Here is a 19,363-nt window from a genome sequence, read left to right as displayed (position 1 = left end):
TTCTGAATTACTTAGACGAGACTGAATCATGGCCCTCGACATTCACGCTCACCGCATCCTGATCCTCGACTTCGGTTCCCAGTACACCCAGCTGATTGCCCGCCGCGTGCGTGAAATCGGCGTGTACTGCGAACTGCATCCGTTCGACATGGACGACGAAGCGATTCGCGAATTCGCGCCGAAAGGGATCATCCTCGCCGGCGGCCCCGAGTCCGTGCACATTGCCGACAGCCCGCGCGCACCGCAAGCCGTGTTCGACCTGGGTGTTCCAGTCTTCGGTATCTGCTACGGCATGCAGACCATGGCTGAACAGCTGGGTGGCAAGGTTGAAGGTTCCGAGCTGCGTGAGTTCGGTTACGCCCGCGTCGACGTGGTCGGCAAGAGCCGCCTGCTCGACGGCATCGAAGACCACATCGACGCCGACGGCCTGTTCGGCCTCGACGTGTGGATGAGCCACGGTGACAAAGTCACCAAGATGCCGCAGGAATTCCACATCCTGGCCAGCACCCCGAGCTGCCCGATTGCCGGCATGTTCGACGACGCTCGCGGCTACTACGGCGTGCAGTTCCACCCGGAAGTGACTCACACCAAGCAGGGCGGTCGCATCCTGTCGCGCTTCATTCTCGACATTTGCGGCTGTGAAGCCCTGTGGACGCCTTCGAAAATCGCTGAAGACGCCATCGCCAACATTCGCGCCCAAGTCGGTACCGACAACGTATTGCTCGGCCTGTCCGGCGGCGTTGATTCGTCGGTAGTTGCCGCCCTCCTGCACAAAGCCATCGGCGACCAACTGACCTGCGTCTTCGTCGACAACGGCCTGCTGCGACTGCACGAAGGCGAGCAAGTGATGGCCATGTTCGCCGAGAACATGGGCGTCAAGGTGATCCGCGCCAATGCTGCCGACCAGTTCCTCGATAACCTGGCAGGCGAGTCGGACCCCGAGAAGAAGCGCAAGATCATCGGCCGTACGTTCATCGACGTGTTTGACGCCGAATCCTGCAAGCTGGACAACATCAAGTACCTGGCCCAAGGCACCATCTACCCGGACGTGATCGAGTCGGCTGGCGCCAAGAGCGGCAAGGCCCACGTGATCAAGTCGCACCACAACGTGGGTGGCCTGCCGGAAGAAATGAACCTCAAGCTGGTCGAGCCCCTGCGCGAGCTGTTCAAGGACGAAGTTCGTCGTTTGGGCCTGGAACTGGGTCTGCCGTACGACATGGTCTACCGTCACCCGTTCCCGGGCCCGGGCCTGGGTGTGCGGATCCTCGGTGAAGTGAAAAAGGAATACGCCGACCTGCTGCGTCGCGCCGACCACATTTTCATCGAAGAACTGCGCAAGGCCGACTGGTACCACAAAGTCAGCCAAGCCTTCGTGGTGTTCCAGCCGGTGAAATCGGTTGGCGTGGTCGGTGATGCCCGTCGTTACGCCTGGGTGGTTGCCTTGCGTGCCGTGGAAACCATCGACTTCATGACCGCGCGTTGGGCTCACCTGCCTTACGAACTGCTGGAAACCGTCAGCGGCCGCATCATCAATGAAATCGAAGGCATCTCCCGCGTCACGTACGACGTGTCGAGCAAGCCGCCAGCGACCATTGAGTGGGAGTGATCCTGCGCAGGCCGTGATGGCTTGAGCTAAAAAAACCGTGTGAATTCGATTTCATACGGTTTTTTTTTGCCGATTACAGCGGCTTCGACCAACCCGCCAGTCTCATGCCCGTAGTGTCGAGTGCCCGTAACAGTTCTTTGATGCTGCCATAGCGCTTGTCACTCACTGAAACCCACTGCGCACGTTCGATATAGAACTGGTCTGCATCAGCATTGATGCGGGTGAATACCAGTTCATTCGTGCGACTGCGGTGCACTACATAGGTCGAGAGCGGATCCCGCTTCAGGGTGTACATTCCCGCACGTGACAGCAATTGCTCGATTTCGGGCATCGTTTGTGACATCCAGGGGACTGCCACTCGCAGCCGCAAGTCGCCCTTTACCGAGGCACTTGCACTGCCCGGAGTGTTTTCGATAAGCATGCTTGCCCCCGGATCGATATCGATACCGGTTGCGCTGCCTTCAGCAACATCCTCAGTGCGCAGCCCGATGGCTTCCTCCAGTTCGCTGATACCGGCAATCCCCTTGTAGCTGTTGGAGTGGGTATTGCCCACCAGCGCCACCCACTTGTGTGCACCTCGCACCGCCTGATCGGAACGGATGATGGTTCTGGCGAAGTAGTTCATCATTTTCTGGCGCACCCCGTCGGCAATGGTCTGACCTTGCGTGTCGCGCACCACCAAGCCGTCGATCCGGTAACTCGCCATGGAGTCGAGTGCCTGAACCCGGATGCCGTACTTGCCCGCCTGTTTGACCAGTGCGAGAAACGTGTAGCGGCGAAGAGGATCGCTCATGTGGCCGATGTCGAGATTTTTCAGGTATTTCTCAAGCTCTGCGGATAACACTTGGGTTTCGGCAAAGGTATCCAGATCCGCTTGGTGAAAGTCGGTCAGCAAATGTTCCATGTAAAGCGTCTTCACCTTGTTTCGGGCCAGCAGTTCCATGTTGTTGATCAGGAATTGCTTGCTGCCGATATCGCTGTGGCTTTCGCCAATGACCAGTCCCCGCGCATGTTCCAGTGTGGCCTCGATGATTTCTTGCGCCGAGGCATCGGGGGCGAGTTTTGGAATGGGCGGTCGCGGGGGCAGTTCGGGATTGTCGTAAAACCGCACTGCATCCCGATAAAGACGTTTTCTGCTGGCTTTGAAATCCCGGAAGGGATCATTTTCCTTGAGGCTGTCGTATTCGTCTCGCAGCGCGTAGGTTTCATGTCCGTCGGCGCCCGTCTTCAGGGCCGCTCGCTGTGCCGGTGGAACCTCATAGGGCGAGGCGGGCAGACTTGCCAATGGTGGCACTGTCAGCTCAGGCGTCTTTCCGCCGCCCTTGAGGCCGCTGCGTGGCATGGTTTCCCATTCACCCTGTGCGTTCAGGCGTACGGGGATCGTTCCGGGGAACCGGTTGGGAAACTCGGGATTGATAATGACCCAGTGTCCGTCGCCCCCGATATCGCCCTCGAAGCGCACGTAGTACGCGGCGTCGTTCATCATGATGGCGGTGGATGGGTCGGAATCGAGTCGGTAGATGCCTTGGTAGTTTCCGGGCTCGCTGACGGGCGTGAGTCCTTCGAGCAGTTCGTTGGCTTGCCAGTTGTCCGGCACCGTGGGGCCTTGTGGAGTCTGCGGCAGGGTGGGGGCGAGTTCGTCAGCCAATTCAGACCAGCCCATTGGCCTCATGCCCCTGGCGATCAATCGCTGTTTGAGTGCATTGAGGTTATCCACAGTCATGGACTCGTAGGCGGGCGCCAAAGGGGTATCAAGATTGAGCCTGCCACCGGGTGTCGAGCGGATGACGCTGTCGGCCATCCGAAGATTGGCGTCACGATAAACCACCAAAACGCTGCTTCTGTAACGCTGAAAGGTAAACATCCCAGGTTCCGACAATAACGATTTCAATGCTTGCGGGGATCGGTAGACCCAAGGTGTTTGCATCTGCACGCGCCAGTCGCCTTTGATCAGCGCCTGGATGCCGTCGGGATCAGTCAGTCCTACCGCTTCTTCGACAGGAGAGTCCGGATAATCCGCATACTCCACCGCGAGTCCCGGGTCGACGCTGATGGGTTGTGCCTGACCCAGCGTCACGTCGTTGATACGAATGCTCAGCGCGTCAGTCTGTTCGCTGATCCCCCGATAGCCTCTGAATGTCGCCATGTTTTCCTGGTTGACCAAGGCTACCCATTTCGCCGGCCCCTTGAAATTTTCATTGGCGTGGATGACTTCGCTGGCGAAAAAACTACGCGCCATCTGGTCATCAGGCGGCCGGGAAAAAGGGTCTCTACCGATGTTGTAAGTCATCGACATATCGATGGCTTGGACCCGGATACGCTGGGCATTGGCGGCTTTTACCAGCGCCAGCAGATTGAATTTGCCATCGGGATCATTGCCCGCTTTGATGTCGAGTTTCTTAAGGTAATTTTCCAGCTCTTCAGACATTTCGCCGGTTCGTGCGAAGGCGTCCAGATCAAGCTGATTAAGGTTTGCCAGTAATTCCTGTAAATACAGCGTCTTCACTTCGCGTTGCGTGAGGGCGGGCATGTTTTCGATCAGGAACTGTTTGCTGCCGATACTCCCGTAGCGTTCGCCGATGATCAGCCCCGGCTTATTTGCGAATGCCGAATCAAGCAACTCGGCCGGTGTTTCGATCAACTGGGCGGCCGATACCGGCATTCGGGGAACCGGTGGATGAAGTTCGTACCAGGCCCTGGCGTCGCGAACCAGGATTGTGCGAGGTTCCCGGTGAGCCCATTCGAACTCGCGCAACGCGTCTGTTTCGCCACCGCGCAAGTCTGCCCCGCCGAGTGCCAATTCCCTCATTTCAGAGGCTTCCAGCCCGGGGACATGAACGCCGGGCAATCGCGCCCATTCCTCGACAACAGTTTCAGTTGTCGTACCACTGCTAGCAACAGGCAGTACTTCCATGCCCCCCCTCAGACCCAACCTGGGAACTATCTCCCATTTTCCTTCGCTTAAACGTACGGGAACCGACCCTGAGAAGGCATCAGGGTTGGCCGGATCGATGATTGCCCAATGACCACGCCCGTTAGAATCGTTTTCAAAGCGCACGTTATAGGCCGTGTCGTTGAGTTTGATTGCCCTTGAAGGATTGGACGCGAGCCGGTAGGTGCCTTGAAATTTACCCGATTCATGCTCCAGAGCATCTTCGCTGAGTGGCTCATCGATTACCCAAGCCTTTGGCACCTTCGCGCTTGACGGCGTAGTGCGTGGTTCCGCAATCTCGAGGTCGGTCGCCGGGCCAGTCCCCTTGGCCGGTTGCGTCGACTTGATCAGGTCCGCCATTTCCGCCGCTTCGGCAGCGTCGACCTCGGGGCCGACTTCTGCCAGCGTACCGGGGCCTTTCAGGACGAGCAGGTTGAACAGCAAATCAATGCCACTGAGCACGACGCCCAGGATGCCGGCCTTGCGCTCCTCGGCTGTTTTCCCATTGACGGCCTGATCGATGTTCAAACCCATGCTGGCAATGCTGGCGCCAACCAACGGCAATGCGACCGGCCAGCCGACGACGGCCATGGGGCCGAATACTTTCAGGCCGGCGCTGAGGTAGCCGATCCAGAGTTTTTTGCGCAGGTCACCATTGGAGGTCAACGACAGATCGGCCTCGGCGAACATTGCTTCTTTGCTCAAGTCGCGTAACCAGGTGAATGCATCACCGTGAATCACCTGGTTTTTCTGATTGATCATGCGGTGGTCGTACTTGCCCCAGGTCTGGACGAGCCGATTCATGATATCGGTGAGGTTTTCGGCGATCTTCTGCCGATCGGCCAGGGAGAAGTGGGTCATGAAAGTCTGACGTGCGCCCTCTATGTTCATCCTTTGAAACATCCAGAAGTGCATGTCTGTAATGGTTTCCAGCACCTGGAAGGCATTGGTTTCGCCGGGCAGGTAAACGATCTGTCGACCTTTGGGGGCGACGATCCGCAGAATATTGGTAGCGACGTAGCCATCGATGTCCAGGGCGCGGACGCGCAATTGCGTATCAGGGTGTTCCGATTGCAGCTGTTGCAGGCTGATCGGCCAGGTGATCGGCCCCATGACGGCATTTACCGCGAGGTTGAAATCTTCGTCGCTCAGCTGGCGTTTGTCCCGTGCCTGCACGGCGTTGATCAGGAAGTTGCATTTGGCCAATGTGCGGAAATCGCTGAATGCGCTGTCCCAGAATGCATTTAGTTGCTGGCGATAGAGCGAACTGAAATCGATGCTCCAGAAGTCTTTCAGTACCTCGTTGCCATGCAGGCGCACTTCGTTGGTTTCATCGAAAGAGCCGGCTGCCGGGCCGACGCTATAGAAGCCCCCGTACAGGTCGAGCAAGTCAGCGTTGTCCTGGTCGGTGGCGCGGAAGCGGTGGATCACCAACTGTGTCAGGGTCATTGAGGAGATCGGCGTGTCATCGACATGCTCCCAGCCGGTGAAGGCTTTCGAGCTGCTTTGGGACGCCGTGAAGCGATGGAAGTACACCCGGTCCGGATCGAGGCCGCCGATGCCGTATTTTGTCAGCAGGTCACGGGCGACTTCATGGGCCGTGTCCTGCAGGCTGGGGCACGCCTGGATCACGGTGGTGGCAATCGCCTTGAGCGCTGCCTTGTCGGCAACATTGGGCAGTGGACGGATTTGGGTCGGGTTCATGCTCTCTATCCTTGAGAAATAGGCGTCGAGGATGAGCCGTTCACTCAAGGAATGTGCACTACATAGTTATGCCCATGTGCGATTCAGTACCGTGTAGTGTCACCGCCGGGCCACGTCCGAAAAGTAGAACTTGTCCAGGGTATGCCGCGATTCGGTGTATTCAAACTGGCGGCCGTCCTGCAGGAAAGTCTGATTGCTGACCACGATCACATGGCTTTGACCGTCGAGGTCCAGGTGTTGCTGGTCGTCTTTGCTGCGGGGCACGGCTTCGATGGTGCGCTGGGCGTAGGCGATTTGCAGTTGCAGGGTCTGCTCGATGAAGGCGTAGATCGATTGTTCGGCGATGTCGCGGGACAGGCCGGGAATCACGTCGCTGACGAAATGGTTGATGTCGAGGATCACCCGCTTGCCATCGATCCGCCGCACGCGCTTGATCCGCGTGATCAGGCTGCCTTCTTCAGCCTTGATGTGTTCGAGCAGCGGGCCTTCGAGGGGGATCTGGGTGAATTCGACCACCTCGGTGCTGACGTCGTTGCCCAATCGCGGGTAAGTCTCCTGGAAGCTGACGATGCCGCCCAGCTGGAATTCGATCGGGTTGGTCGACAGCACGAAGGTGCCTTTACCGTGGACTTTCTGGGCGAAACCGCGCTCCTGAAGTTGCTCGATGGCTTTGCGCACGGTGCCGCGACTGGCTTGGTAGCTGTCCATCAATTCGGTTTCGGAGGGCAATCGTGCGCCGCGTTCCAGACGTTCGGTCGTGATGCTGGCAAGCAGATCGCTGTAGATCTGGTTGTATTTACTCATGGGATGGCTCTGTGCCGCGATGTGCTCAAGGTTTCGAACCTTAAGGGCAGGGTAGGGGTTTGTCCATGTGGCTTTGGGTTTCATCGACTTCAAAGGTAGGAAATGTCGCCGCCGGTCGGGCTCAGAATAAACAAAATCAAACTCGTCTGTACGAGTTGTTGCTTTAACTCGTACAGACGAGTACTTTTCGCTTCGGCGTGCTGCCAATAACAAAAAACTACAGCGGAAGATCAAGCATGAGCCACGACTATCCGAACATCGCCAGCGAGCTGCTGCAAAGCCTCGGGGGCAGCGACAACCTCGAACAGGCCGCGCACTGCGTCACACGGCTGCGCCTGGCCCTCAAGGACCCGAGCCTGGTCAACAGCGGCACCTTGAACCAGATCGATCTGGTCAAAGGCTCGTTCTTCACGGGCGGCCTTTTTCAGGTCGTTATCGGCCCCGGGGAAGTCGAAAAGGTCTACGCAGAACTGCGCCGTCAAACCGGTCTCGCGGCTTCAACCATCGCCGACGTTAAACAAAAAAGCGCCGACAAGATCAACGCCATGCAGCGTCTGGTGCGGGTGTTTTCCGACGTCTTCATGCCCATCCTCCCGGCGCTGATCATTGCCGGCCTGCTGATGGGCATCAACAACCTGATCGGCGCCAAAGGCATGTTCATCGAGGGCAAGACCCTGCTGGACGCCTACCCTAAGCTTGACGGGCTCTGGAGCCTGATCAACCTCATGGCCAACACCTCGTTTGTGTTCCTCCCGGCGCTGGTGGGCTGGTCGGCAGCCAAACGGTTTGGCGGCAGCGAAATTCTTGGCATCGTGCTTGGCCTGATGCTGGTGCATCCGGACCTGCTCAACGCCTGGAACTACGGCAAAGCGGTCGCCGGGCTGGACGGGCAGAGCCTGCCGTACTTCGACATCCTCGGGTTGTTCCAGATCGAGAAGGTGGGTTACCAAGGGCAGATCCTGCCGATCCTGATGGCAGCCTACGTGATGAGCGTCATCGAGAAATGGCTGCGTGCACGGGTGCCGAACGCGGTGCAATTGCTGGTGGTACCGATCACCACCATCGTCGTCACCGGCGTGTTGGCGCTGGCGGTGATTGGCCCGGTGACCCGGCATCTGGGGATTCTCATCACCGAAGGCGTGGTCATGCTGTTCGACCTGGCACCGATGGTCGGCGGTGCGTTTTTCGGTTTGCTCTACGCGCCGTTGGTGATCACCGGCATGCATCACATGTTTCTTGCGGTCGACTTGCAGCTTATCTCCACCCAGGGCGGCACCTTCATCTGGCCGATGATCGTCATGTCCAACCTCGCCCAAGGCAGCGCGGCACTGGCGGTGTTCTACATGACCCGTAATGTGCGGGATAAAAGCATGGCCTCGACCTCGGCGATTTCTGCGTACTTCGGCATCACCGAGCCGGCCATGTTCGGGGTCAACCTGCGCTACAAATTCCCGTTCTACGCGGCCCTGATCGGCTCGGCCCTGGGCTGCATCTTCCTGTCGCTGAATAAGGTCCAGGCCTCGGCAATCGGCGTCGGCGGGTTGCCCGGTTTCATCTCGATCATCCCGCAGTTCATTCCGATGTTCGTGATCGGGATGGTCATTGCCATGGTCGTGCCGTTTGTTCTGACCTGCGGGTTGAGCATGAAGATTGTTCGGCCTGGGTATCGGGTCGCCTGAGGGGCGCCACATCAATTTGTTGAAGGAGTCCGCCATGCAAGACTGGCAACGTTCGGTGATCTACCAGATCTACCCGAAGAGTTTTCACAGCCATGCCGGCAACCCCACGGGTGATTTGCTCGGTGTGGTGGCCAAGCTCGATTACCTGCATTGGTTGGGTGTCGATTGTCTATGGATCACGCCGTTCCTGCGTTCGCCCCAGCGCGACAACGGTTACGACATCAGCGATTACTACGCCATCGACCCGAGCTACGGGACCATGGCCGATTGCGAATTGCTGATCGCCGAGGCCGGCAAGCGCGGGATCAAGCTGATGCTCGATATCGTGGTCAACCACACGTCCATTGAGCACGCCTGGTTCCAGCTGGCCCGCAGCAGCCTCGACAACCCGTACCGGGATTTCTACATCTGGCGCGACCAGCCGAACAACTGGGAATCCAAGTTCGGCGGTTCGGCCTGGGAGTATGAAGCGCAGACCGGTCAGTATTACCTGCACTTGTTCGACCACACACAGGCCGACCTGAACTGGGACAACCCGAAGGTGCGCGCCGAAGTGTTCAATATGATGCGGTTCTGGCGCGACAAGGGCGTAGGCGGGTTCCGTCTGGACGTCATCAACCTGATCTCCAAACCGGCGGACTTTCCCGAGGACAACACCGACGGTCGACGTTTCTACACCGACGGCCCGAACGTCCACGAATATTTGCAGCAGATGCACCGCGAAGTCTTCGAAGGTCATGACCTGATCAACGTCGGCGAAATGTCCTCCACCAGCCTTGAACACTGCATTCGTTACTCGCGGCCGGAATCGAAAGAGCTCTCGATGACCTTCAACTTCCATCATCTAAAGGTCGATTACCCGAACCTGCAGAAGTGGATTCGTGCCGATTTCGACTTCCTTGAACTCAAGCGCATCCTTTCCGATTGGCAAACCGGCATGCAGGCCGGTGGTGGCTGGAACGCGTTGTTCTGGTGTAACCACGACCAGCCACGGGTGGTCTCGCGGTTTGGTCATGACGGCGAGCATCGGGTGGTGTCGGCGAAGATGCTCGGTACGGCGCTGCATTTTCTGCAGGGCACGCCGTTCATCTATCAGGGTGAAGAACTGGGCATGACCAATCCGGGGTTCGATCAGATTGATCAGTACCGCGATGTCGAAACCCTGAACATCTTTCGGCTCAAGCGCGAGGCCGGTGCGAGTGACGTCGATAACATGGCGGCGATCATGCAGAAGTCCCGGGACAACGGTCGCACGCCCATGCACTGGAACGCCGAGCCGAATGCCGGCTTCAGTGCGGTCGAGCCATGGATCGGGGTGCCGGCCAACGCGGCGCTGATCAACGTCGCCACCCAACTCGACGACCCGGACTCCGTATTGCATCACTACCGTCAGTTGATCGCCCTGCGTCGCACTGAGGCGCTGATGTCCGATGGTGTCTATCGGCAGTTGTTGCCGGAGCACACACAAATCTGGGCGTACGTGCGTGAGGGCAGTGGCGAACGGTTGCTGGTGCTGAACAACTTCTACGGCACGCCATGCGAATTCATGTTGCCGGATGAAGTGATCAGCGAAGCGATGGCCCAACGTCTGGTCATCAGCAATTACCCGGACTGTCCGGCGCGAAATCGGCAAGTCCTCTTACGGCCTTTTGAGTCATTCGTGCTGCATATGAGCGACTGATCGACCGCAAAAAAACACTGACTTAAAAAACACGCAGAACGCTGCGCGGGGGAGTTTTGCGCGCCGATTTTGCCGCTGCACACAATAAAAATAATGGGGTAGCTCTTGAAAACAACAATAAATCGCAGCCTTGCAGCCGCGAGTGTATGTCTGGCGTTGCCACTGACGGCACAAGCCCTGGAGTTCGAGGGGTACTTGCGTAGCGGCGTCGGCACCTCGGTCAACAGCGGTAAACAGCAGTGTTTCCAGTTGCCTGGCGCGCAGACGAAATATCGGTTGGGCAACGAATGCGAGCAATACGGGGAGCTGGAGCTGCGACAGGATCTGTACACCCTGGACGACGGTTCGGTGCTGAGCGTCGACGGCATGGTTTCGTTGTACAACCAGTACGACAAGGATCTGACCTTCAACGGAGACAACGGCTCGGTGCGCCTGCCGCAACTGTATGCGCAATGGTCGAACATGCCCGGCCTGAACGGCGGTTCGCTGTGGGCCGGCCGGCGGTACTACAAACGGAACGATATCCATATTTCCGATTTTTACTACTGGAACCAAAGCGCCACCGGTGGTGGTATCGAGGACGTGCTGATCGGCGACCTGAAATACAGCTACGCCTTCTCGCGCAAGGACAACCTGTACCAGAAGGACTACATCAACCGACACGATTTCAACGTTGCCGGCTTCAACACCAACCCCGGCGGTGCGCTGGAGTTCGGGCTGAGCTACATCGACAAACCCGATAGCCGAGAGGCTCACCGCGGTTGGGCGATCACCACCCAGCATGTGCAGAACGGCTTTCTCGGCGGCAAGAACAAACTGGCCTTCCAATACGGCGAAGGTCCCGGCACCGGATTGGGCTATACCGGTAACGTGAAGCTGGACGACAGCAACAAAAGTTACCGGGTGGTGGAGTTCTTCGACTGGCAAGTGACGCCGCGATTTGGCGGGCAAGTCGAGGCGGTTTACCAGAAAGACATTCGCCCGGACGGCACCGATCAAAACTGGATGTCGCTGGGTGTTCGCCCGGCTTATGCGATCACCGAGCAGTTCAAACTGGTGGCCGAATTGGGGCACGATCAGGTGGAGGCTACGGGCGGCACACGCAAGCTGAGCAAGTTCACCTTCGCCCCGACCTGGTCACCCAAGGGCCCTGAATTCTGGGAACGCCCCGAGGTGCGTCTGTATTACACCTATGCGAGCTGGAACGAGGCGGCCAAACGGGCCGCCAATGAACTGGCGAAGGGGGCGGCATTGTCCGACACCGGCGCCTTCGGCACGGCGCGACACGGTTCGAACGTCGGATTGCAGGTCGAGTACTGGTGGAAATAAGCGATGCTGTCGGAGCCTCGCGCTCCATCGGCACTTCAAAGAACAAAACAGCAGGTGACGTCATGGCCACACCCCAACATTTGCAACTGCTCGCGCCGCTGTCCGGCGTGCTGATGCCGCTGGATCTGGTGCCCGATCCGGTGTTTTCCAGTCGCGTGATCGGTGACGGTTTATGCATCGATCCCACTTCAAACACCTTGTGCGCGCCGCTGGCCGGGGTCGTCAGCAATGTGCAGGCCAGTGGGCACGCCGTCAGCATCACCGACAACCACGGCGTTCAGGTGTTGATGCACATCGGGCTCGACACCGTGAACCTGGCCGGCCAGGGCTTCACCCGGTTGGTGGAGGAAGGCCAGCGGGTTGAGGCGGGGGAGGCCCTGATCGAGTTCGACGCCGATTTTGTTGCATTGAATGCCCGCAGCCTGCTGACGTTGATGCTGGTGGTCAGCGGTGAGCCGTTCACTTGGCTGACACCGCAAACGGGTTGGGTAGAAAGAGCTCAGCCGCTACTGAGTTTGAATCCCGTCGAGCAGACAACTGATGAGCCGGTGCCGGAAGAGGGCGAAGCACTGTTTTCCAAACCGGTGACACTGGCCAACCCGAACGGCTTGCACGCCCGTCCTGCTGCGGTGTTTGCCCAGGCGGCGAAAGGTTTTTCGGCGAGCATTTACCTGCATAAACAGCAGGCAAGTGCGAACGCGAAATCCTTGGTGGCAATCATGGCGTTACAGACGGCTCACGGTGACGTTGTGCACGTCAGCGCGGCCGGCCCGGATGCTGAAGCGGCGATCAAGACACTGGCCCAATTGCTGACCGCCGGATGTGGCGAGACGGTAGCCGCCATGGCAGAGGTTGAGACGATTGAAGTGTCATCGCTGAACGTTTTGCGCGGAGTCTGTGCCTCGGCGGGTTCGGCGTTTGGCCAGGTTGCGCAGATCGCCGAACAAAAGCTTGAAGTGGGCGAGTTCGGCGTCGGTCCGCAGGTTGAGCGAGAGCATCTGTCTCGGGCCTTGGCCGAAGCGGTGCTGGCCTTGCAGCAGCTGCGTGACAACGCCACCGGAGATGCTCAGGCAGAGATTTTCAAGGCGCACCAGGAACTGCTTGAAGACCCGAGTCTGCTGGATCAGGCCGAGGCGCTGATCATCGAGTGCAAAAGTGCCGGGTTCGCCTGGCGCGCGGCCACCGAGTCGACGGCAACCTTGTTCAAAAGCCTGGGCAATGCCTTGCTGGCGGAGCGAGCGGCGGATCTGGCCGATGTCGGCCAGCGCGTGCTCAAGTTGATCCTCGGCATACAGGATCAGGCGATGGAGCTGCCGGAAGGGGCGATCCTGATCGCCGAACAACTGACGCCGTCACAGACCGCCGGGCTCGATACCCGCAAGGTACTGGGTTTCGCCACGGTCGGTGGTGGCGCTACCAGCCATGTCGCGATCCTCGCTCGAGCGTTCGGTTTGCCGGCGATCTGCGGGCTACCCGTTCAGGTGCTGGCGCTGGCCAACGGCACCCAGGTGTTGCTCGACGCCGACAAGGGCGAGCTGCATCTGGACCCGGATGTGGCGGCAATCGAGCAGCTGCAAGCCAAGCGTCAGCGCCAGCAGAAGCGCCATCAACATGAGCTGGCGCACGCTGCGCTGGCGGCGTGTACCCGCGATGGTCATCAATTTGAAGTGACGGCCAACATCGCCTCGCTGGCTGAAGCGGAGCAGGCCGTGGCACTGGGAGGCGAGGGCGTCGGTTTGCTGCGTTCGGAGTTTCTTTATCTGGATCGAAATCATGCGCCGAGCCATGACGAGCAAACATCAACCTACAGCGCCATCGCCAGGGCGCTTGGGCCGGCGCGTAATCTGGTGGTGCGTACACTGGATGTCGGCGGTGACAAACCCCTGGCCTATGTGTCGATGGCCAGCGAAACAAACCCTTTCCTCGGCATGCGCGGGATTCGTTTGTGTCTGGAGCGCCCGCAGCTGTTGCGCGATCAGTTCAAGGCGATCCTGAGCTGCGCCGGGCTGGCCCGCCTGCACATCATGCTGCCCATGGTCACGCAGCTGTCGGAGTTGCGACTGGCCCGGCAGCTGCTAGAGGAAGAGGCGCTGGGATTGGGCCTCACTGAGCTACCGAAACTGGGGATCATGATCGAAGTGCCGGCAGCGGCACTGATGGCCGACCTGTTTGCGCCCGAAGTGGACTTCTTCTCGATCGGCACTAACGACCTGACCCAATACACGCTGGCCATGGATCGCGATCATCCGCGCCTGGCCAGTCAGGCCGACAGCTTTCATCCGTCGGTGCTGCGGCTGATCGCCAGCACCGTGAAAGCTGCCCATGCCCATGGCAAATGGGTCGGTGTGTGCGGCGCCATGGCGTCCGAAACACTGGCGGTGCCGCTGCTGCTGGGACTTGGGGTAGATGAACTGTCGGTGAGTGTGCCGCTGATTCCGGCGATCAAAGCGGCGGTTCGCGAAGTGGATCTGCTGGACTGCCAGGCCATCGCCCAGCAAGTGCTGGGCCTGGAAAGCGCCGAGCAAGTGCGCGAGGCGTTGCGGCTGTATCACGAGGCGACGGTCGATACTTCACGGGTACTGGAGAACTGAGCATGTTCGAGAAAATGCAGCGGGCGTTCTGGAAAGCGTTGACCCCGGATCTGATAGCGGATGAGCCGAAGGTGGGTGTTCAGCCTGTTTCTGGTCTGGTCCCGGATGTTGTATCCGCGCTGGGCGGTGTGGATAACCTCAAGTCGCAGCAGCCCGTGGCGCTGACACGGGTGCGGGTGGAATTGCGGGATGTGGGGCGGATGGATCGGCAGTCGTTGACGGCGGCGGGAGTGCCGGGAGTCATGATGCTGGACGATGGGATCGTGCACCTGATCACCGGTCTCCCGCACTGATCGTTCCCACGCTCTGCGTGGGAATGCCGCCCGTGACGCTCCGCGTCACTCCCACCGGGGACGCAGAGCGTCCGTTGATGCATTCCCACGCGGAGCGTGGGAACGATCGCCTCTTGCGGCCTTCTCCTGCGGCCATCCGCCGCGCTGCCCTTACTGTTTCTCAACCGCAGGTGTATCGTATTCGCCTTTTGCGGGCCCTTGGCCTGTCGCTGATACGTGAGGTAGTTGAGTTCATGTCCTTTACCCGTCGCCAAATCCTCGGTGGCCTGGCCGGTCTTGTTGTCGTTGGTGTCGGAGCGGGGGGCGCGTCGCGGTACTGGCTGGGCAAGATGGCCGACGCCGACGCGGGCCATGACTATGAGTTGATCGCCGCACCGCTGGACGTTGAACTGGTGGCCGGGCACAAGACCGAAGCCTGGGCGTTCGGCCCGTCGGCGCCGGGCACCGAGTTGCGGGTGCGTCAGGGCGAATGGCTGCGGGTACGTTTCATCAACCACCTGCCGGTCGCCACCACCATTCACTGGCACGGCATCCGCCTGCCGCTGGAAATGGACGGCGTGCCTTACGTCTCGCAACTGCCGGTGCTGCCGGGCGAATATTTCGACTACAGGTTTCGCGTGCCCGACGCTGGCAGCTATTGGTATCACCCGCACGTGAACAGCAGCGAAGAACTCGGTCGCGGTCTGGTCGGTCCGCTGATTGTCGAAGAGCGCGAGCCCACTGGGTTCAAGTACGAGAAAACCCTGAGCCTCAAGAGCTGGCACGTGGATGAGGAAGGCGCGTTTGTCGCGTTCAGCATTCCGCGCGAAGCCGCGCGTGGCGGCACGGCGGGGCGCCTGTCGACGATCAATGGCGTCGCGCAAGCGGTGATCGACTTGCCCGCCGGGCAGATCACCCGCGTGCGCCTGCTCAATCTCGACAACACATTGACTTACCGTCTGAATATTCCCGGCGTCGAAGCGCAGATCTATGCGCTGGACGGCAACCCTATCGAGCCGCGCCCGCTCGGCAAGGAATACTGGCTCGGTCCCGGCATGCGCATCTGCCTGGCGATCAAGGCACCGCCGGCCGGTGAAGAATTGTCCCTGCGCAATGGCCCGGTACGCCTGGGCACATTCCGCTCAGTGGCCAATACCGACGCGCCGACCGAGTGGCCGCCGGCGCTGCCCGCCAACCCGGTGGCAGAACCGGACCTGGCCAAAGCCGAGAAACTCAACTTCAATTTCGAATGGGTGGGTTCGGTGTCAGTCAACGTCGACAACGGCAAGCCACCGAGCCTTTGGCAGATCAACGGCAAGGCCTGGGACATCACCGACAAGACCTGTGCCGACCGCCCGATTGCCAAGCTCGAAAAGGGCAAAAGCTACATTTTCGAATTGAAGAACATGACTCAGTATCAGCACCCGATTCACCTGCACGGCATGAGCTTCAAAGTCATCGCCTCGAACCGGCACAAGGTGATTCCGTACTTCACCGACACTTACTTGCTGGGTAAGAACGAGCGCGCGCAAGTGGCGCTGGTGGCGGATAACCCGGGGATCTGGATGTTCCACTGCCACGTGATCGATCACATGGAAACCGGCCTGATGGCCGCCATCGAGGTGGCGTGATGCGTCAGATACGCCCCGCCGCAATCATCGACCGCAGCCGTGATCGTGACTTCATGCGCGAAGCGTTGGCGCTGGCCGCCCAAGGCGCTGCGCTTGGCGAAGTGCCGGTGGGGGCGGTGCTGGTGCAGGACGGTGAAATCATCGGCCGCGGCTTCAATTGCCCGATCAGCGGCAATGACCCGAGTGCTCACGCCGAGATGGTTGCGATCCGGGCTGCCGCGTTGGCGGCCAGCAACTATCGTCTGCCCGGCAGTACGCTCTACGTGACGCTTGAACCGTGCAGCATGTGCGCCGGGCTGATTGTGCATTCGCGGATTGTGCGGGTGGTGTATGGGGCGCTGGAGCCAAAGGCCGGGATTGTGCAGAGTCAGGGGCAGTTTTTTACCCAGAGCTTTTTGAATCACCGGGTGCTCTATGAAGGCGGGGTGTTGGCCAAGGAGTGCGGGGCGGTGTTGAGCGAATTCTTCAAGGCCCGGCGGGCAACCCGTTAGATCGCTTTCGCGGGCAAGCCTCGCTCCTACAGATTTCGGTGAACCGTAGGAGCGAGGCTTGCCCGCGAAGCTTTTACTTACGAGCGACGATGACGGCGCGCATCGGCGCCGGCAATCCTTCAACCGTCTTGCTGTGATCTTCCGGATCAAGGAAATCGCTCAGCGACTGATACTTCATCCATTCCGTCCCGCGCTGTTCCTCGACCGTGGTCACGCTCACGTCCACACAGCGAACATCCGTGAACCCGGCCCGGCGCAGCCACAGCTCCAGCGCCGGTACCGACGGCAGGAACCACACGTTACGCATCTGCGCATAACGGTCTTCCGGTACCAGCACCTGCTGCTGATCGCCTTCAATCACCAGCGTCTCCAGTACCAGCTCACCGCCTTTGACCAGGCAATCCTTCAGCGCCAGCAAATGCTCGATCGGCGAGCGGCGGTGATAGAACACACCCATGGAAAACACCGTGTCGAAGCCTTCCATGTTCGGCGGCAGGTCTTCGAACGGGAACGGCAGGTGCCAGGCATTGGGCTCGGACAGGTAACGCTGCACGGCCTGGAACTGACAGAAGAACAGCCAGTTCGGGTCAACGCCAATCACGCTGTCGGCACCGGCGCCGAGCATGCGCCACATGTAGTAGCCATTGCCGCAGCCGACATCGAGGATGCGTTTGCCCTTCAGATTCAGATGCGGTGCGACCCGCGACCACTTCCAGTCCGAACGCCATTCGGTGTCGACATGCACGCCAAACAGATCGAACGGCCCTTTGCGCCACGGCGACAGACCCATCAGCGCGGTGCGCATTTGCGCGCGGGTTGCGTCGTCGCAATCGGTGTCCAGCGTCAGACCATTGAGCAGGTCGACTTCGCTGGGCTGAATCTTCGGCAAGGCGTCCAGCGCACTCTGCCAACGCTCCAGGTCGCCATGACCCTTTTCCATTTTCTTGTCGAGTTGTGCTTGCAGGGTGTTGGCCCAGTCAGCCAGCGGCGTGCCGGACAGACGGCGGGCGAGGGGGGACAGATCAATCATGGCAAGGCAATCAACGAGGCAAAGTTAAGACACTGGAACCACGGCACGACTTTCGAGAACCCGGCGGCCAACAGGCGCTCGCGGTGTTCTTCGAGGCTGTCGGGCTTCATGACGTTTTCGATGGCGCTGCGCTTCTGGGCGATTTCCAGTTCGCTGTAGCCGTTGGCGCGTTTGAACGCGACGTGCAGATCGGTGAGCAGCGCGTGTTCTTCGAGGTCGTTGAAACGCAGTTTCTCCGACAGGATCAGCGCGCCACCGGGCAACAGCGACTGGCGGATGCGCGAGAGCAACGCGGTGCGCTGCTCCGGGGCGATGAATTGCAGGGTGAAGTTCAGCGCGACCACCGAGGCTGGCTGGAATTGCAGGGCGAGGATGTCGCCTTCGATCACCTCCACCGGCAGCAGCTCCTGGAACATCGAGTCCTGACCGTTGAGGTATTCGCGGCAACGCTCGACCATCGCCGCAGAGTTATCCACAGCGATTACCCGGCAGCCGTCGGTCCGTACGTGACGGCGCAGGGCTTGAGTCACGGCGCCGAGAGACGAGCCCAGGTCGTAGAGCACGCTGTTGGGCTGGGCGAATTGCGCGGCGAGCACGCCAAGGTTTTCAACGATGGTCGGATAACCCGGCACCGAGCGCTTGATCATGTCCGGGAACACCCGCACCACGTCCTCGTTAAAGGCGAAGTCGGGCACCTGGGCCAAAGGCTGGGCGAAAAGGCGATCGGGTTCTTTGCTCACGGCGGTTCCAGCGGCTTCGGTTGAAAAGGCCGGCATTTTAGCCAAATTGACGGGGGGATGCTCGGGTTGTCTGATGTGGTGAGGGGATTTATCCCCGTTCGGCTGCGTAGCAGGCGCAAGGCTTTGATCCTGGGGTCAAAGGTTCAGGGACTGCTGCGCAGTCCAACGGGGATAAATCCCCTCACCACAGATAACCCGCCTCACCGTAGATGAGGATAAATCCCCTCACCACAAACTCAGCGCGGTTTTAGGGTGAACGCCGACCCCGTGATTCCCCACTGCCCCAGCCAGTAGCTGAGGATTATCACGTAAGGCGCGGCATGAAACGGTGCGACGAATCGATTGATGCCAATCACGCTGTCGGAAAACACAAACGCCACCGCGCCCGCCGCCGCCAGCAGCGCTGAACGTTTAGGTACATCGGTGCCCAAGCGAGCCAGCGCCCGCCAAAGCATGGCGCTGATGGCCAGGCCGTAGACGATGACCGGGATCAGCAACGGACCCAGCCCATTGGAAACCAAGATCCCCAGCAATACCGCGCCGACGCCCAAAGCGATGATCAGGGGCAACAGCGCCAACCGCCGGCAATCACTCAAGTAAGCCTTCAGATACGCCAGGTGGGCGACCAAAAAAGCCCCAAGACCCAACACAAACAAATCCCCCGGCCACGCCAGCAGCACGTCGCCGAGCAGGGAGAAAATCAGCCCGAGGCTGATCCAGCGTCGATATTCGGTGGGCGGTGCGTCGTGCAACCAACCGAGCAGGGCAAATATCGGCAGCGGTTTGACCAGCAGGCACAGCAGCGCTGCGTGCACGCTCACGCCGTAGAGAAAGGTCACCGCGCCCATCAGCGCCAGAATCAGCCAGCCCACG

The 19,363-nt window shown here is 59.7% G+C and carries 13 protein-coding genes; 8 read left to right on the top strand and 5 right to left on the bottom strand.

Annotated elements, in window-relative coordinates; all coding sequences use genetic code 11:
• The first annotated feature begins 28 nt into the window (after positions 1–28).
• The gene (gene guaA, locus ACYZT0_RS20345) at positions 29–1,606 is read left to right on the top strand and encodes a glutamine-hydrolyzing GMP synthase (protein ID WP_462042721.1); all 1,578 of its coding nucleotides are present in this window, start codon (positions 29–31) and stop codon (positions 1,604–1,606) included.
• A gap of 73 nt (positions 1,607–1,679) precedes the next feature.
• On the opposite strand, the gene ACYZT0_RS20340 is transcribed toward guaA, so the two are convergent.
• Together ACYZT0_RS20340 and treR are read right to left on the bottom strand one after the other, a co-directional pair.
• Entirely contained in the window at positions 1,680–6,242 is a 4,563-nt protein-coding gene (locus tag ACYZT0_RS20340; protein ID WP_462042720.1) for a membrane-targeted effector domain-containing toxin, read from the bottom strand.
• Between the two features lie 99 nt (positions 6,243–6,341).
• Positions 6,342–7,046: a trehalose operon repressor gene (gene treR, locus ACYZT0_RS20335; protein WP_192345555.1), complete on the bottom strand. Its 705-nt coding sequence runs from the start codon at positions 7,044–7,046 to the stop codon at positions 6,342–6,344.
• 236 nt (positions 7,047–7,282) lie between these two features.
• Between treR and treP the strand changes: the two genes are divergently transcribed.
• The 7 genes from treP to tadA all read left to right on the top strand — a co-directional run bounded on the left by treP (position 7,283) and on the right by tadA (position 16,720).
• A complete protein-coding gene (gene treP, locus ACYZT0_RS20330; protein ID WP_462042719.1) occupies positions 7,283–8,725 on the top strand; it encodes a PTS system trehalose-specific EIIBC component in 1,443 nt (480 codons plus the stop codon).
• Positions 8,726–8,759: 34 nt separating this feature from the next.
• Complete coding sequence (gene treC / locus ACYZT0_RS20325) at positions 8,760–10,406, top strand: alpha,alpha-phosphotrehalase (protein ID WP_462042718.1); 1,647 nt, start codon at positions 8,760–8,762, stop codon at positions 10,404–10,406.
• A gap of 105 nt (positions 10,407–10,511) precedes the next feature.
• Entirely contained in the window at positions 10,512–11,735 is a 1,224-nt protein-coding gene (locus ACYZT0_RS20320) for a carbohydrate porin (RefSeq protein WP_462042717.1), read from the top strand.
• A gap of 62 nt (positions 11,736–11,797) precedes the next feature.
• Entirely contained in the window at positions 11,798–14,326 is a 2,529-nt protein-coding gene (gene ptsP, locus ACYZT0_RS20315; RefSeq protein WP_462042716.1) for a phosphoenolpyruvate--protein phosphotransferase, read from the top strand.
• A gap of 2 nt (positions 14,327–14,328) precedes the next feature.
• Positions 14,329–14,619, top strand: a complete 291-nt coding sequence (locus ACYZT0_RS20310) for a PTS transporter subunit EIIB (RefSeq protein WP_462042715.1) — start codon at positions 14,329–14,331, stop codon at positions 14,617–14,619.
• A gap of 233 nt (positions 14,620–14,852) precedes the next feature.
• A complete protein-coding gene (locus ACYZT0_RS20305; protein WP_462042714.1) occupies positions 14,853–16,229 on the top strand; it encodes a multicopper oxidase family protein in 1,377 nt (458 codons plus the stop codon).
• Positions 16,229–16,720, top strand: a complete 492-nt coding sequence (gene tadA, locus ACYZT0_RS20300) for a tRNA adenosine(34) deaminase TadA (protein ID WP_462042713.1) — start codon at positions 16,229–16,231, stop codon at positions 16,718–16,720. The genes ACYZT0_RS20305 and tadA overlap by 1 nt, the downstream gene beginning before the upstream one ends.
• A gap of 73 nt (positions 16,721–16,793) precedes the next feature.
• Here tadA and cmoB read toward each other — a convergent pair whose 3' ends face one another.
• From cmoB to ACYZT0_RS20285, 3 genes are all read right to left on the bottom strand, one after another.
• Positions 16,794–17,750, bottom strand: coding sequence for a tRNA 5-methoxyuridine(34)/uridine 5-oxyacetic acid(34) synthase CmoB (gene cmoB, locus ACYZT0_RS20295; protein WP_462042712.1), 957 nt, complete (start codon positions 17,748–17,750; stop codon positions 16,794–16,796).
• On the bottom strand, positions 17,747–18,526 hold the full coding sequence (gene cmoA, locus ACYZT0_RS20290; protein ID WP_462042711.1) for a carboxy-S-adenosyl-L-methionine synthase CmoA: 780 nt from the start codon (positions 18,524–18,526) through the stop codon (positions 17,747–17,749). The genes cmoB and cmoA overlap by 4 nt, the downstream gene beginning before the upstream one ends.
• 200 nt (positions 18,527–18,726) lie before the next feature.
• Complete coding sequence (locus tag ACYZT0_RS20285; RefSeq protein WP_462042710.1) at positions 18,727–19,362, bottom strand: lysoplasmalogenase; 636 nt, start codon at positions 19,360–19,362, stop codon at positions 18,727–18,729.
• Between the last annotated feature and the right edge of the window lies 1 nt (position 19,363).

Source organism: Pseudomonas sp. ZS1P83 (assembly GCF_054897825.1).
The sequence above is the reverse complement of the archived record's forward strand: the minus strand, read 5'-3'. Positions and strand labels throughout refer to the sequence as shown.

What these genes read in the sequence shown, in the direction of transcription:
- guaA (WP_462042721.1), top strand. Translation starts at nt 29, where the DNA reads ATGGCCCTCGACATTCACGCTCACCGCATCCTGATCCTCGACTTCGGT.
- ACYZT0_RS20340 (WP_462042720.1), bottom strand. Translation starts at nt 6,242, where the DNA reads ATGAACCCGACCCAAATCCGTCCACTGCCCAATGTTGCCGACAAGGCA.
- treR (WP_192345555.1), bottom strand. Translation starts at nt 7,046, where the DNA reads ATGAGTAAATACAACCAGATCTACAGCGATCTGCTTGCCAGCATCACG.
- treP (WP_462042719.1), top strand. Translation starts at nt 7,283, where the DNA reads ATGAGCCACGACTATCCGAACATCGCCAGCGAGCTGCTGCAAAGCCTC.
- treC (WP_462042718.1), top strand. Translation starts at nt 8,760, where the DNA reads ATGCAAGACTGGCAACGTTCGGTGATCTACCAGATCTACCCGAAGAGT.
- ptsP (WP_462042716.1), top strand. Translation starts at nt 11,798, where the DNA reads ATGGCCACACCCCAACATTTGCAACTGCTCGCGCCGCTGTCCGGCGTG.
- ACYZT0_RS20310 (WP_462042715.1), top strand. Translation starts at nt 14,329, where the DNA reads ATGTTCGAGAAAATGCAGCGGGCGTTCTGGAAAGCGTTGACCCCGGAT.
- ACYZT0_RS20305 (WP_462042714.1), top strand. Translation starts at nt 14,853, where the DNA reads ATGTCCTTTACCCGTCGCCAAATCCTCGGTGGCCTGGCCGGTCTTGTT.
- tadA (WP_462042713.1), top strand. Translation starts at nt 16,229, where the DNA reads ATGCGTCAGATACGCCCCGCCGCAATCATCGACCGCAGCCGTGATCGT.
- cmoB (WP_462042712.1), bottom strand. Translation starts at nt 17,750, where the DNA reads ATGATTGATCTGTCCCCCCTCGCCCGCCGTCTGTCCGGCACGCCGCTG.
- cmoA (WP_462042711.1), bottom strand. Translation starts at nt 18,526, where the DNA reads ATGCCGGCCTTTTCAACCGAAGCCGCTGGAACCGCCGTGAGCAAAGAA.